The organism is Micromonospora sp. NPDC049230 (genome assembly GCF_040647875.1).
Classification (GTDB): domain Bacteria; phylum Actinomycetota; class Actinomycetes; order Mycobacteriales; family Micromonosporaceae; genus Micromonospora.
Genome location: NZ_JBEZCZ010000023.1, coordinates 41,380 through 54,403 on the forward strand (window position 1 = coordinate 41,380; position 13,024 = coordinate 54,403).

At 72.0% G+C, this 13,024-nt stretch carries 15 protein-coding genes; 9 read left to right on the forward strand and 6 right to left on the reverse strand.

Translation table 11 applies throughout. The features are described 5' to 3' along the window. Nucleotides 1-11: 11 nt before the first annotated feature. The 4 genes from AB0A95_RS19895 to AB0A95_RS19910 are packed head-to-tail and all read right to left on the reverse strand — an operon-like array spanning nucleotide 12 to nucleotide 3,050. Complete coding sequence (locus tag AB0A95_RS19895; protein WP_357557235.1) at nucleotides 12-575, reverse strand: heme-binding protein; 564 nt, start codon at nucleotides 573-575, stop codon at nucleotides 12-14. A gap of 32 nt (nucleotides 576-607) precedes the next feature. Further along, nucleotides 608-1,357, reverse strand: a complete 750-nt coding sequence (locus tag AB0A95_RS19900) for a hypothetical protein (RefSeq protein ID WP_357557236.1) — start codon at nucleotides 1,355-1,357, stop codon at nucleotides 608-610. A 2-nt stretch (nucleotides 1,358-1,359) separates the two neighbouring features. Continuing rightward, a complete protein-coding gene (locus tag AB0A95_RS19905; RefSeq protein WP_357557237.1) occupies nucleotides 1,360-2,157 on the reverse strand; it encodes an ABC transporter permease in 798 nt (265 codons plus the stop codon). Continuing rightward, entirely contained in the window at nucleotides 2,154-3,050 is an 897-nt protein-coding gene (locus AB0A95_RS19910; protein WP_357557238.1) for an ATP-binding cassette domain-containing protein, read from the reverse strand. The genes AB0A95_RS19905 and AB0A95_RS19910 overlap by 4 nt, the downstream gene beginning before the upstream one ends. Before the next feature lie 132 nt (nucleotides 3,051-3,182). Between AB0A95_RS19910 and AB0A95_RS19915 the strand changes: the two genes are divergently transcribed. From AB0A95_RS19915 to AB0A95_RS19930, 4 genes are all read left to right on the forward strand, one after another. After that, complete coding sequence (locus tag AB0A95_RS19915) at nucleotides 3,183-4,436, forward strand: histidine kinase (RefSeq protein ID WP_357557239.1); 1,254 nt, start codon at nucleotides 3,183-3,185, stop codon at nucleotides 4,434-4,436. Next, the gene (locus AB0A95_RS19920; RefSeq protein ID WP_357557288.1) at nucleotides 4,415-5,152 is read left to right on the forward strand and encodes a response regulator transcription factor; all 738 of its coding nucleotides are present in this window, start codon (nucleotides 4,415-4,417) and stop codon (nucleotides 5,150-5,152) included. The genes AB0A95_RS19915 and AB0A95_RS19920 overlap by 22 nt, the downstream gene beginning before the upstream one ends. Before the next feature lie 103 nt (nucleotides 5,153-5,255). After that, nucleotides 5,256-6,680, forward strand: a complete 1,425-nt coding sequence (locus AB0A95_RS19925) for a DUF234 domain-containing protein (RefSeq protein WP_357557240.1) — start codon at nucleotides 5,256-5,258, stop codon at nucleotides 6,678-6,680. Between the two features lie 145 nt (nucleotides 6,681-6,825). Next, nucleotides 6,826-7,179, forward strand: a complete 354-nt coding sequence (locus tag AB0A95_RS19930) for a hypothetical protein (protein ID WP_357557241.1) — start codon at nucleotides 6,826-6,828, stop codon at nucleotides 7,177-7,179. Between the two features lie 86 nt (nucleotides 7,180-7,265). Here the strand turns inward: AB0A95_RS19930 and AB0A95_RS19935 are convergent, their stop codons facing one another. After that, nucleotides 7,266-8,045, reverse strand: coding sequence for a D-Ala-D-Ala carboxypeptidase family metallohydrolase (locus AB0A95_RS19935; protein ID WP_357557242.1), 780 nt, complete (start codon nucleotides 8,043-8,045; stop codon nucleotides 7,266-7,268). 276 nt (nucleotides 8,046-8,321) lie between these two features. Here AB0A95_RS19935 and AB0A95_RS19940 point away from each other — a divergent pair, with 276 nt between their 5' ends. Both AB0A95_RS19940 and AB0A95_RS19945 read left to right on the forward strand, forming a co-directional pair. Next, entirely contained in the window at nucleotides 8,322-8,960 is a 639-nt protein-coding gene (locus AB0A95_RS19940; RefSeq protein WP_357072223.1) for a hypothetical protein, read from the forward strand. Nucleotides 8,961-9,002: 42 nt separating this feature from the next. Beyond that, nucleotides 9,003-9,467 (forward strand): PPOX class F420-dependent oxidoreductase, encoded by a 465-nt coding sequence (locus AB0A95_RS19945; protein WP_357557243.1) that lies wholly within the window; start codon nucleotides 9,003-9,005, stop codon nucleotides 9,465-9,467. Between the two features lie 22 nt (nucleotides 9,468-9,489). On the opposite strand, the gene AB0A95_RS19950 is transcribed toward AB0A95_RS19945, so the two are convergent. Further along, nucleotides 9,490-10,722 (reverse strand): serine hydrolase domain-containing protein, encoded by a 1,233-nt coding sequence (locus AB0A95_RS19950; protein ID WP_357557244.1) that lies wholly within the window; start codon nucleotides 10,720-10,722, stop codon nucleotides 9,490-9,492. A gap of 98 nt (nucleotides 10,723-10,820) precedes the next feature. On the opposite strand from AB0A95_RS19950, the gene AB0A95_RS19955 reads away from it, so the two are divergent. From AB0A95_RS19955 to AB0A95_RS19965, 3 genes are all read left to right on the forward strand, one after another. Further along, nucleotides 10,821-11,414, forward strand: coding sequence for a pentapeptide repeat-containing protein (locus AB0A95_RS19955; RefSeq protein WP_357557245.1), 594 nt, complete (start codon nucleotides 10,821-10,823; stop codon nucleotides 11,412-11,414). A gap of 201 nt (nucleotides 11,415-11,615) precedes the next feature. Beyond that, nucleotides 11,616-12,521, forward strand: a complete 906-nt coding sequence (locus AB0A95_RS19960) for a hypothetical protein (protein WP_357557246.1) — start codon at nucleotides 11,616-11,618, stop codon at nucleotides 12,519-12,521. Nucleotides 12,522-12,623: 102 nt separating this feature from the next. Then, nucleotides 12,624-12,953 carry a hypothetical protein gene (locus AB0A95_RS19965; protein WP_357557247.1) on the forward strand — a complete coding sequence of 110 codons (330 nt, stop codon included), beginning with the start codon at nucleotides 12,624-12,626 and terminating at the stop codon, nucleotides 12,951-12,953. Nucleotides 12,954-13,024 lie beyond the last annotated feature (71 nt).

Consider the following 13,024-nt stretch of genomic DNA (forward strand, 5'->3'; position numbering starts at 1 on the left):
CCGCCGGTAGCTCACTCGACGACCGGCAGCACGACCTCGTTGCGGCGCAGGAACCACGGCGTCCACGGCAGGTCGTAGCGCGCGTACCGGATCGCGCCCGTTGGTTGCAGCCCGGCCGCGGTGACCGAGCGACCGAGCATGGTGGCCCGTTGGCTGAACGCCTGCTCCGTCCACCGGCCGGAGAACCGCATCGCCGCCGCCAGATGCGCCGGCACCTCGCGGGTCCGCACCCTCGGGTCGACAGGTTCGGGCAGGGTGGCGGCGGTGCGGGCGACCGGCATCACGAACTGGATCAGGTACGCCCCGGGCCGCTCACCCTCCACCTGGACCACCGGAACCGTCATCGCGATCTTCTCCGAGCCGCTGGCCGCGGGCAGCGCCGGCGCGGCTGTCCCGATCGGGTGCCGGGCCCGGTTGGCGCCACCGATGTACGCGGCCAGCGGCCGGAACGCCTCGATCGGCGCCCGGGTGAAGGACGCCTGGACCTGCATTTCGGCCACCAGGTGGGCCGGGTACCGACGCAGCTCGAAGCCGGGGTGTCGGGACACCACCCGGTACGGCTGCTGTTCGGTCATCGCGCGTCTCCCAGGGTCTGCTGGGACAGACGCTACCGCCCGTCCGGCTCCCGCTCGGCCGAAGTCGGCTGCTCGGGCCCACCGGCGACGGCCCGTGCGGTCAGCCGCCAGTACTGCCGCTTGCTCTCGTCGCGCAGCACCACACCGAGTTGGCCCAGCTCGCGGCGCAGCTCCCGGGCGTCGTCACGGCGGTCCCGCTCGATCGCCCGTTCCCGGGCGCGCAGCAGCGCGTCCGCGCCGGCGGGCAGACCGGGCAGGTCGCGCACCCACAGCCGGTACGCCGACCGGTGCGGGTCGTCGTCCGCCCAGCTCCAACCGTGCGTGCGGAACGCCTCGGCCAGTTTGGCGGCCGGCAGGTCCGTCGACTCCCGGGCCAACTCGGCGCCGTCGCCGTCGAGCAGCACCAGGTGCTTGTCGGCGAGGAAGACCACCCGGGCGTCGGCCCGCGCGACGGCCCGGTCCTGGTCGGAGCGGCGCAGCCGGACCTGCACCGCGTCGACGGTGACGATCAGCCGTTCGGCGGTGCCGATCCCGGCGACGACCAGGCCGGCGAGCACGCCCACCGCGACAGTGCCGGCGGTGGCCTGCGGCTCGGGCAGCCGGTCCAGCCACTCGACCAGGTCACCGAACGGCACCCAGGGCAGCCGGGCGAGCCAACCGGTCGTCGCCGCGAGGAGCCAGCCGAGGCCCGCACCGACCAGCGGGAAGCCACCCCACATGACGACCAGCTCTGTCGCGCCGCCGCTGACGACGGTGCGTGGGCGGTAGCTGGACACGTCCATGGTCAGGACACCTCGCGGCGCAGCGTCCGGAACAGGCCGGCGGCCAGCGGGAGGACCATCCAGACCAGCAGGGACACCACTATCCGTCCCCACTGCCCGCCGGTGACGGCGTCGCTGCTGAACAACGGTTCCATCGTCTTGCTGGTGTCCAGCCACTCGGACGGGCCGCGCAGGGGCTTGACCATCTCGCCGAGCACCCCCCAGAGGGTGGGCAGCAGGAGATAGCCGACGATCGCCAGCGGCGGGTTGAGCAGCAGCAGGCCGAAGGCGGCGCCCATCAGAACGCTGGTGACCTGGATGACCACCGCGTTCAGGACCAGCGACCAGTCGAACCCCCAGGTGCCCGCCCCGCCGGTGGCGGACGCCACGAGCGTGCCGATGGCGGCGACGGCGAGACTGGTCAGCACCGAGGCGAGCGCGGTCAGCGACACGGCGATCAGTTTAGCGACGACCACCCGTTCCCGGCGGGGCACCAGGGCGTAGGTGGTGAGGGCCGTCCGCTGCGACCACTCGCTGGTGATCGACAGGATGCCGAGCACCGGCAGCAGCACCGACACCGGCAGCAGCGACGGGACGAAGAAGTTGAGGAAGGTCTGGTCGGCGTCCTTCGCGTAGATCAGTTGCAGGGTGACGATCGCGGCGGTGACCAGAGCAATGGTGATCAGCAGCCAACGGCCAGCCCGGGTGTCGACGAGCTTGCGCACCTCCACGGCGGAGAGCCGGAGCAGCGACGGACGGCGTACCGGAGTGTGCTGCCGGGGCGCGACGGCGCCGGCGGCGGGCACGGTGGTGGTGGTCATCGGACGGCCTCCTTGGTGGATTCGCCGGCGGTCAGGGTGAGGAAGAGCTGTTCCAGGCCACCGCCGCCGGCGGGCCGCAGCTCGGCCAACGCGACGCCGGCATCGGCGGCGGCCTGGCCGACCACCTCGGCGTCGGCCTGCACGAGCAGCCCCTCGGGGCTGTCGGCGGCGCTCAGCCCGGCCGTCTCCAGCGCCCGGCGCAGCGCCGCGTCGTCGCGGGCCCGCACCACGGTGCCGCCGCCGGCCAGCAGCTCGTTCTTGTCGCCCTGGGCCACGATCCGACCGCCCCCGATCACCACCAGCCGGTCCGCGACCGCCTCCACCTCGCGCAGCAGGTGGGAGGAGAGCAGCACGGTGCCGCCCCGGTCGGCGAAGTCGCGCAGCAACCCGCGCATCCAGAAGATCCCCTCCGGGTCCAGGCCGTTCGCCGGCTCGTCGAGGATCAGCACCCGAGGGTCGCCGAGCAGCGCCTGCGCCAGGCCGAGCCGCTGGCGCATGCCCAACGAGTACGCCCGTACCCGACGCTTCGCCGCCACCGCGTTCAACCCGACCAGGTCGAGCTTCGCGGCGACCTCACGCCGGTCCAGACCCATGGTGTACGCGGACAGCGTCAACGCCTCGCGGCCGGTCCGCCCGGCGTGCTGGGCGGAGGCGTCCAGCAGCACCCCGACCTCCCGCCCCGGGTTGGGCAGTTCCCGGTACAGGTGACCGGAGACGGTGGCGCGACCGGTGGTCGGGGCGGTGAGCCCGCAGATCATCCGCATGGTGGTGGACTTGCCGGCGCCGTTGGGGCCGAGGAAGCCGGTGACGGTGCCCGGCTCGCACTGGAACGACACGTCGTCCACGGCCGGGTGTGGCCCGTATCGCTTGGTGAGGTTCTCTACCGTGATCATGCCGTTGAGCCTGCCCGCGCCGCCCGGCCATCCGCTGCGGCCACCGGTCGGTGCCGCGTCGACCTTGGTCGACGTTCGGGTCTCGACTTTGGTAGCTGGTCGTGGTGCCCGTCGGCTGCCTAGCATGGGGCGGTGACCAGCGTCGCCGTCCCGGAGCACCCCTGGCTGTTGCCGGGGGAGCTGGTGGTGCCGGCTGACCACGGGCGTAAGCATCCGCGCCGGACCACCCGCGACTGGATCGTGGACAGCGTCGCGTTCCTGGCCTCCCTGTTCTGGGTGCTGATCGTCACCGCGGACGCCCTGTCGCCCAGGCCGGAGATGGCGGCCCCGCTGCCGCACCACTGGCTGACCGGCGCGGACGCGCTGATCGGCCTGGTCTGCGCGGGGCTGCTCTGGGTGCGCCGGCGGTGGCCGCTCGGGCTGCTGGTGGCCACCACACCGCTGACCATGTTCTCGCTGGCCGCAGCCATCCCACTGGCGATCCTGTTCTTTACAGTCGTGGTGCATCGCCGGACCGCCATCGCGGTGGCGGTGACCGGCGCGGGTCTGATCACCAACCTGGTCTTCAGTTGGCTGCGTCCGGATGCGAACATGTCGTACTGGGAGACCGCGTCCTGGGGCGTGGTGCTCAGCTTCGCCGTGCTGGCCTGGGGGATGTTCGTCCGGGCCCGGCGGCAGTTGATCGTGTCGCTGCGCGAGCGGGCCGAGCGGGCCGAGGCCGAGCAGCAGCTCCGCGTCAGCCAGGCCCGCCACCTCGAACGCACCCGGATCGCCAGGGAGATGCACGACGTGCTGGCGCACCGGATCTCGCTGCTCAGCCTGCACGCCGGGGCGTTGGAGTTCCGCCCCGACGCGCCGGCCGACGAGGTGGCCCGCGCCGCCGGGGTGATCCGGGGCAGCGCACACGCCGCCCTCCAGGACCTGCGGGAGGTGATCGGGGTGCTCCGCGCCGAGGGCGACAACGACGTCGACGCCCCGGAACCGCCCCAGCCGACCCTTGCCGACCTGCCGGCCCTGATCGCCGAATCGCGCTCGGCTGGCGTCAACGTCAACGTCAGCGACATCGTCGACCGGTCGGGGGAGGTGCCGGCGGCGCTGGGTCGGGCCGCGTACCGGATCGTGCAGGAGGGGCTGACCAACGCCCGCAAGCACGCGGCCGGCGCGGCGGTCACCGTGGACGTGGCCGGCGGGCCGGGCGCGGGTCTGACCGTGGCGATCGGCAACCGGTGGCCGGTCGGCGTACCGCCCGGGGGCACGCTGCCCGGCGCCGGCACCGGCCTGGTGGGCATCAGCGAGCGCGTCACCCTGGCCGGCGGCCGGCTGGCCTACGGCCGGGACGACGCGGGCGACTTCCGGCTGGCCGCCTGGCTGCCGTGGCCGGCGTGACCGGGCCCGCGGGTGTGACCGGGCCGTCGGGGCCGGAGTCGGCAGTGCCGTCGGTACGCGTGTTGATCGTGGACGATGACGCCCTGGTCCGGGCCGGCCTCTCGATGATCCTCGGCGGCCTGCCGGACCTGACAGTTGTCGGCGAGGCGGCCGACGGCGGCGAGGTGCCCGCCGCGGTCGCCGCGTACGCCCCGGACGTGGTGCTGATGGACATCCGGATGCCACGGGTGGACGGGTTGACAGCCACCGAGGCGCTGCGCGCCCAGCCGCATCCGCCGGAGGTGCTGGTGCTCACCACCTTCGACGCCGACGAGCAGGTGCTGCGGGCGCTGCGCGCCGGGGCGGCCGGATTCCTGCTCAAGGACACCCCGCCGGCGGAGATCGTGCACGCCGTACGACGGGTGGCGGCCGGTGAGGCCACGCTCTCCCCGACGGTGACCCGCACGCTGATCGCCCACGTGACCGCCACCACCCCCACACCGGCCGGTCCCGACCCGCGCCGGGAGCGGGCACTGCGGCTGCTCAGCGGGCTCAGTGAGCGGGAGCGGCAGGTGGCGGTCGCGCTGGGGCGGGGTCAGACCAACGCGGAGATCGCGGGGGAGTTGTTCATGAGTGTGGCGACGGTAAAGGCGTACGTCTCCCGGCTGCTGACCCGACTGGACCTGAACAACCGGGTCCAGGTGGCCCTGCTCGTGCACGACGCCGGCCTGGTCTGAGCCCCGCGGGCGGCCCCGCCGGGGCCAACCTTCGATCGTGACGACACGGATGAGGTTATACTCATTTTTGGTTGTTTCATCGTTGGTTGTATCAGAGGTGATCGTGGACGGCTTTGTCGGACGGGACCGTGAGCTCCAGCTCCTGAGCGGCATGCTCGATCGAGTGCGACGGGGTGGCAGGGCCGGTCGGCCGGGTCGCGCACTCCTCATGCGCGGTCGCCGGCGGGTGGGCAAGTCCCGACTGGTCGAGGAGTTCGTGGAGCGGGCCGAGGTGCCGTACCTCTTCTTCACCGCCTCCGCGCAGCCGAGCGTCGCCGCCGACCTCGCTCTCTTCGTGGAAGAGGCAGCCGCCTCGACGCTGCCGGGTGCACAGATCCTTCGGGAGCAGCAACCACAGACCTGGGATGCCGCACTGGGCCTGCTCGCCGCCGCGTTGCCGACCGACCGGCCGAGCGTCGTCGTCCTGGACGAGATGCCGTATCTCATCGCGGGCGACCTGGGCTTCGAGGGGACACTGCAGAAGATCTTCGATCGTGAGCTTTCCCGACGGCCGGTCCTGCTGATCTGTGTCGGGTCGGACCTGGCGATGATGGAGGCCCTGAACGACTACGGCCGGCCGTTCCACCAGCGGGCCACCGAGATGGTCATCCCGCCGTTGAGCCCGGCCGACGTTCGCGACATGCTGGGCCTGTCCGCCGCCGACGCGTTCGACGCCTACCTGGTGTCCGGCGGTCTGCCGCTGATCCTCGACGAGTGGCCGACCGGCGCATCGGTGCGCGACTACCTTGCCGACGCCGTACGGGATCCGACCTCGGCCCTGTTGGTCAGCGGCGAACGGGCGCTCGCAGCGGAGTTCCCGCCCCAGTCCCAGGCGGGCCTTGTGCTGCGGGCCATTGGCTCCGGTGAGCGGACCTTCTCGCTGATCTCCCGGGCCGCCGGGAATCTTCCGCAGGCGTCCCTGAACCGCGCGTTGCGCCTGCTGACCCAGAAGCGGGCGGTGGAGAGCACCGTTCCGCTGTCCACCAGACCATCGCGGGAAACCCGGTACGCGGTGACTGATCCGTACCTGCGCTTCTGGCTGTCGTTCCTGGGGCCGCATCTCTCCGAGATCGAGCGAGGGCGGGGTGATCTGACCCTGGCCCGGATCCTCCGGTCGTGGACATCCTGGCGGGGGCGGGCCATCGAACCTGTCGTTCGCGAGGCGCTGCGCCGGCTGCCCAGCGAGCACCTGCCGGCGGAAGCAGCGACGGTCGGCGGCTACTGGACCAGGACGAATGATCCGGAAATTGACATCGTCGGTGCCGACCGGGAGCCCGTCGCTCGGCACATCAGCTTTGTCGGGTCGATCAAATGGCAGGAGAACCGGCCCTTCGACGCGCACGACCTCGGCCGGCTGCTCCTGCACCGGTCCCAGTTGCCCGGTGCCGACGAGTCGGTGCCCACCCTTGCCGTGGCGCGCAGCGGCACCGCCGTCGACGGGCTGCACGTCCTGTCGCCGGAGGATCTGCTTAGCGCGTACCGGAATTGAACTTTCGTCAGGTGCCGGCCGTACCCATGGCCGAGGATGTCGGTGCGGTGAGTCCGCCGTACCGCTGCCGAGCTGCGGGAGGCCTGCCGTGCGTGTTGGTGAGCAGTTGACGGATCCCATCGATCAGGTACTGGGAGAGGTGCCAATGCCGGCACCGCTGACCCCGGAGGACGTTCGGCTCGCGGTCCGGGCGGTGGTCGTGCACACCGCCGAGGAATGGCCCACCGGGCCGCTGTGCCGCAACGACGGTGCCTCCTACCCCTGCCGCCTGCACCGCTGGGGGCGACGGGTGCTGGAGGCACACGGGCTCAACGAGCGGCAGATCGAGGCGGTGATCCGGCACGGCAACCCGTTCGTGCACGTGCCCTTCCCCTTCACGGCGACCGGGCCGTCGCGGCAGCAGGCCGCGCGGGTCGTCTCGCCGGGGGCACGGTCCACCGCTGCTGGCCGGCCGGTGACGCCCCCCGTCACCGCGCCGCGCTGGCCCCGGGCGAGCTGACGACCCGCCCGACCCGGGGCGACACGACGCCGGCCCGACGCGAAGATCCCCTCCGCGTCGGGCCGACGTCGCGCCGGGCGGACGGCTCAGTTGCCGACCCCGCAGTCCGGCGCGGACCAACTCGTCGTGTTCGAGCTCTGGTCGCTGTTGTTCTCCCGGCGCGAGTCGACGTGCACGTGGTCGTCGTGGTCGGGGTAGCCCGGCCCGTAGATCCCGCTGAAGCCGTTGTTGCGGGCCCCGCGGGCGATCTGGCACAGCGAGGACGACCGCGCGGTGACGTCTGCCGCGCTTCCGTACAGGTGCTGGCTGTCGGACGCGCCTCCGACCTGGTTGTTGCAGGCGCGGCTGCGGAAACCGCTGGACACGTCGAGGGGTTTGTCGCCGAGGCTCTTGCGGAGCGCCTCCAGCTTCCACATGGTGCGCAGCGCGTTCTGCCGGGTCTGGGCCGCCGAGAGGGGGCCGCCGCCGTATCCGGACCCGCCGCACCCGTTGTCCAGTTCGCTGTGGCTGAAGTGCGCGGGCGTGCAGTCGTTGTCCTGTAGTTGGTACAGCTTGGCGTAGGTCTGCGGGCCGGCGATGCCGTCGGCACGCAGCCCGTACGCCTGCTGGAACCGCTTGACCGCGGCGGCGGTCTTCGGCCCGTACTGGCCGTCGTTCTCCACGATGTCCCGGTAGCCGGCCCAGCCGGCGACCCGGATCTGCAACTGGCGAACGTCGTTGCCCGAGCGTCCCTGGTACAGGTTTCGGGTCCAGGTGTAACAGCCGTCCGCGTGTGCCGCCGGCGCGGCGACCACCGTGGCGATTGCTGCCCCGGGCAGCGCCAGGGCGAATGCGACGGCGACCCGCTTCAAGGTGTTTACGCGCACAGAAGTCCTCCCGATAGGAGAGCGAATGGGGTGGCTCCAGGACATCGACCGAGAAGTCCCGCGATTTCCACCCTGACACCTATCGGTGCGGTTGGAGGTGATTAACGAGAATCGTCCTCACAAACCGTTGTCCCTGGGTGTTGGCTGGGAATGAGCCTGATTGGCCAAGCAGTCATCAGCCACCGAACGTCGCATTCCGTCGGACCGAGGGTGATGTTGCCCGGTCGCAGGTGGGCGGTAACGTCAGGCCGGGACGGCGGACTGGCGGAGGTGCACGTGGCACGCGGTGGCGTCTTCTGTGTCGAGGGTCAGTGGCACCGCGACCTCAACGAGCGGGGCTCCGTTCTGCCCACCCTCGAGTTGCTGGAGCGACTGGGCAAGATCCGCTTCATCCACAAGGACGCGGCCACCCGCGACGAGTTGTTCTACTTCCTGGACCGCTGGCTGCTCAAGCAGTACGCCGACCACCGGGTCGGCTTCTTCGCCATGCACGGGGAGCCGAGCCGACTCTGCCTGACCGACTGGCAGTCCGTGGAGTTGAACGAGGTGGCCGACCTGATGGCCGGCCGCGCGGAGGGGCGGCGACTCTATTTCGGCAGCTGTTCGGTGCTGCGGGCCTCGGACGCGGTGTTGCGCGAGTTCCTGGAGGTCACTGGCGCCGCGCTGATCTGCGGTTTCAGCCGAGAAGTCGACTGGGTCGAGTCGGCGGCCTTCGAGACCGTCCTGCTCGACGTGCTCGCCAACGGCCAGCGGCACAACGCCGCCGAGCTGCGGATGGGCTCCGCCCACTGGGCGCCGCTCGCCGCGTACCTCGGCTTTCGGGTGATCTATGCCAACGGGCGGGCCTGGCGCCCGTCCAGCCGGCCCCGGGTGCCCACCCAGGCGGTGCACCGCTCCGCGGCCCGGCCGCGCTGACCCGCCGCCGCCGCGTCGCCGCCACCCTGGTAGGAACGGGGAATGGCGCGCAACATCGCACGGAACACCCGGGTCGACCGGGACAGCCTGCTCGACTTCCTCCGGCCGCGACACCGTGTCGTGCTGATGACCACCCGGCCGGACGGTCGCCCGCAGTCGTCCCCGGTCTCCGCGGGGATCGACGGGCAGGGCCGGCTGGTGGTCTCCACCTACCCCGAGCGGGCCAAGGTGACGAACATCCGCCGCGACCCGCGCGTCTCGGCGTGCGTGCTCAGCGACGACTGGAACGGCCCCTGGGTGCAGATCGACGGCAGCGCCGAGGTGCTGGACCTGCCCGAGGCGCTGGAGCCGCTTGTGGACTATTTCCGCAGCATCTCCGGCGAACACCCGGACTGGGACGACTACCGGGCGGCGATGGTGCGCCAGGGCAAGTCACTGATCCGGGTCACCATCGACGGGTGGGGTCCGATCGCCACCGGCGGCTTCCCCGCCCGCCTCGCCGACTGAGGGCAGCCCTCGGCGGTGCCGGTCAGTCGACCAGGGCCGCGTAGACGAGCTGGCGCAGCTGGGAGCGCAGCGGGTGGGTGCTCGACGGCATCAGCTGGGCGAACAGCAGCGCGGTGACCTCCTCGGCCGGGTCCACCCAGAAGGCGGTGCTGGCCACCCCACCCCAGTAGAACTCACCGACGCTGCTCGGCACCCGACTGGGGATCGGGTCGTCGACCACCGCGAACCCGAGGCCGAACCCGATTCCGTCCAGGGTCGTCTCGGCGAAGCCGCCGGTGGACAGGGTGCCCAGGTCCTGGCCGCCCGGTAGGTGGTTGCGGGTCATGAACCGCACAGTGCGCGGCCCGAGCAGCCGCACCCCGTCCAGTGCCCCACCGCGCAGCAGCAGTTGGGTGAAGCGGTGGTAGTCGGCGGCGCTGGAGATGAGACCGCCTCCGCCGGAGAACAGGGTCGGCTTGCGGTACGCGCGCGCGCCGACGCTGTCGTACCGGGCGGCCTGGCCGGTGCGCGGGTCCGGTGCGTAGAGCGCCGCCAGTCGGTCGGCCTCGTCGCCGTCCACCCACCAGCGGGTGTCGGTCATGCCGAGCGGGCCGAAGATCCGGTCGGCGAAGAACCCGTCGAGGCCCTGCCCGGAGATCACCTCGACGAGCCGGCCGAGCACGTCGGTGGCGACGGAGTAGCCCCAGGCGGAGCCGGGCTGGAACAGCAGCGGCAACTCGCCGAAGGCCGCACAGGCACCCGCGAGGTCGACATCCTCCGGCGGGTGCAGGTCGTAACCGGCCGCCCGGTAGAGCCCGTCGACCACCGAGGTCTGTAGGAAGCCGTACGTCAACCCGGCGGTGTGGGTGAGCAGGTGCCAGACCCGGATCGGCTCGACCGCCGGCACGGTGTACGGCTTGAGCGTCGACCCCTTGGAGTAGACCCGCAGGTCGGCGAACTCCGGCAGCCAGCGGCTGATCTCGTCGGTCAGCTCGAACCGGCCCTCCTCCCACAGCATCATCGCCGCGACCGAGGTGACCGGCTTTGTCATCGAGTAGATCCGCCACAGCGTGTCGGCCTCGACCGGTGCGCCCGACTCCCGGTCGGCCAGCCCGTACGTCGAGGAGTGCGCCACCTCGCCACGCCGGGTGACCACCACCTGCCAGCCGGCCAGCCGGCCGTCGTCGACGTACCGGCCGAAGTGCTCGTCGATCCGCGCCAACCGCGCCGGGTCGAAACCGATCTGATCCGGGTCCGTGCTTCGCGCCACACTCACGCCGCCGAACCTACTCGCCGGTACGCCGCCACCGGAAGGGGGCCGCCACCAGCGACGCCGGCCCGTCAGCTGTCGGTGGTGGCCACTAGCCTGGCCGGATGCCGGAGCTGACCGAGGATGTGACCTTCCGCAACGAGGACTGGTACGGCGAGGAACTCATCGACAGGCACTTCGCGGGCTGCGAGTTCTTCGACGTGGACCTGACGGAGGCGGTGAGCCGGGGCGCGATCTTCACCGGGTGCACGTTCGGCAACGTGCTGTTCAACGCCTCCCGGCACGTCGACTCCGCCTTCACCCGTTGCGTCTTCCGGCGGTGCAACTTCTTCGAGGCCGAGTTCTCCGGCTGCAAGCTGGTCGGCAGCACCTTCGTCGAGTGCGACCTGCGGCCGATGGTGGTGGACGGCGGCGACTGGTCGTTCGTCGCGTTGCCCGGCGCCGATATGCGGGGCGTCCGGCTGACCGGGGTGCGGATGCGCGAGGCGGACCTGACCAGGGCCAATCTTACAGGCGCCACGGTCACCGCTGTCGATCTGTCCGGCGCGCAGCTGCTCAACGTCCGGCTCGGCGGCGCCGACCTGCGCGGCAGCGACCTCACCGCGCTCGACCCGACGGTCGTCGAGCGCGCCGGTGCCATCGTCGACGCCGAGCAGGCCATCGTCATCGCGCAGCTGCTCGGCTTCCGGATCGGCTGACCCCGAGGGGCCGTCGCGGTCCCGCCGGTCCCGATCCGGGGTGGGTCGGGTTCGACCGACGGCGATCGGTCACGGGCTGGACACGTCCGGCGCTCCGGATCTAGCGTGTCGTCCACACCGGTACAAACGTGAAACGGCTTACAGTGGACGGTCGGGTCCGCGGTGGTCGATGGCGGCCGTGTGGTGGAGGTGGAGGGGTCGGTGGCGGACGAGGACCGCACGCGGGCACAGACCCGCACCGCGCTGCGCCGGGTCGCCCGTGCCCGGCAACGGCGGCGCTGGGCGGTGGAGGGGGCTGCCGTACTCGTCTGCCTGGTGGTGTTGGTCTCGTACCTCGCCAGCCGGTCCGACCCGGAGCCCGGTGACGACCAGGCGGGCCGCGCGGGCGACGCGCCGGCCGGTGCCGCCCGTTCCGCGGCACACCCGGGCACCGACGGGCGTACCGGCGAGGCGGGGCCGGCGATGCCGGGCCTGCGCCCGCGCCAGCGCCCACCCTCGCCCGACCCGACACCCTCGGCCAGCGCGCCCGCCACACCGCCTGTGTCGCCCGCGTCGCCGGGGTCCCCGGTGCTGTCGGTGACCCGGGGGGAGATGCCCGCCGAGGTCGACCTCACCGCCGTGGGCACCCGGGACTGGGTGCACTGGGGCGAGCGCGGTGGCAACTCGACGGTCCGCAAGCGCTCCGGCTCCGGGGAGATCGTCGACGCGGGTGGTGCCGGCACCCGGGTCGGTTGGGACGGCAACCAGGAGTACGTCCGCTGGTCCGACGGCTCGTCGCAACGGTCGACGAGCGGTACCGCCAACGGCGTCTACACCTGCGGTGCCGGAAACGGGTTCACCCTCGCCGTCGCCGGCAGCGGCGAGCCGCGCACGGTCCAGGTCTACGGCGGCACGTGGATGGCCCGGGGTCGCCTGGAAGCGCGCCTGTCCACAGGTGGGCCAGCCCGCGCCGCAGTGATCGAGGATCCGTACACCAGTCAGAGCGCGCAGTTCACCATCCGGTTCTCGCTGCCGAAGGGCGCCCGACTGCTGCTGACCTGGACCGTCGAGAAGGTCTTCACCCCGCACTGCGGCAACGTCGGCCTCCAGGCCGTGGCGGTTCGCTGACCGACCGGTCGCACAGCGGGACAGTTTGTCCGTCGCGCACCGTCGATGAGGCCGTAACTTTCTGCTGTCCCCATCCGACTATCCAGTGTGGAGGCAGCGGAGATGAGCAGCAGGACCGCCCACCGCGTCCGTCGCGCCGTTACGTCCGGTGCCGATGACACGTCCGGGGAGGTGCTCCGCGACATTCCCCTCCCGCCGTACGTGACCGGCGAGGACACCCAGTTCGCGGTGCGGGCGGTGGTGGTGCACGCCCCCCAACGATGGTCCGGGGGAGTGGTCTGCCGCAACGATGCCAGCCCGCACCCGTGCCGCCTGCACCGCTGGGGCACCCGGGTGCTCGCACTGCGTGGGCTGCGGGCGGCCGACATCGCCGCGCTGATCGAGCGCGGTGACCCGACGGCGGTGGTCCCCCCACCGGACCGCCCGGCCTGAGCGCACGCCCGGCCGGGAGGCGCGGTGCGCCTCCCGGCCGCCGCTCAGCAGGTGATCGGCTTGACCCAGGA

Bases quoted from the DNA above. Each gene is read 5' to 3' on its own strand.
- AB0A95_RS19895 (WP_357557235.1), bottom strand. From the start codon at position 575: ATGACCGAACAGCAGCCGTACCGGGTGGTGTCCCGACACCCCGGCTTC.
- AB0A95_RS19900 (WP_357557236.1), bottom strand. From the start codon at position 1,357: ATGGACGTGTCCAGCTACCGCCCACGCACCGTCGTCAGCGGCGGCGCG.
- AB0A95_RS19905 (WP_357557237.1), bottom strand. From the start codon at position 2,157: ATGACCACCACCACCGTGCCCGCCGCCGGCGCCGTCGCGCCCCGGCAG.
- AB0A95_RS19910 (WP_357557238.1), bottom strand. From the start codon at position 3,050: ATGATCACGGTAGAGAACCTCACCAAGCGATACGGGCCACACCCGGCC.
- AB0A95_RS19930 (WP_357557241.1), top strand. From the start codon at position 6,826: ATGCCGGCACCGCTGACCCCGGAGGACGTTCGGCTCGCGGTCCGGGCG.
- AB0A95_RS19945 (WP_357557243.1), top strand. From the start codon at position 9,003: ATGGCGCGCAACATCGCACGGAACACCCGGGTCGACCGGGACAGCCTG.
- AB0A95_RS19955 (WP_357557245.1), top strand. From the start codon at position 10,821: ATGCCGGAGCTGACCGAGGATGTGACCTTCCGCAACGAGGACTGGTAC.
- AB0A95_RS19965 (WP_357557247.1), top strand. From the start codon at position 12,624: ATGAGCAGCAGGACCGCCCACCGCGTCCGTCGCGCCGTTACGTCCGGT.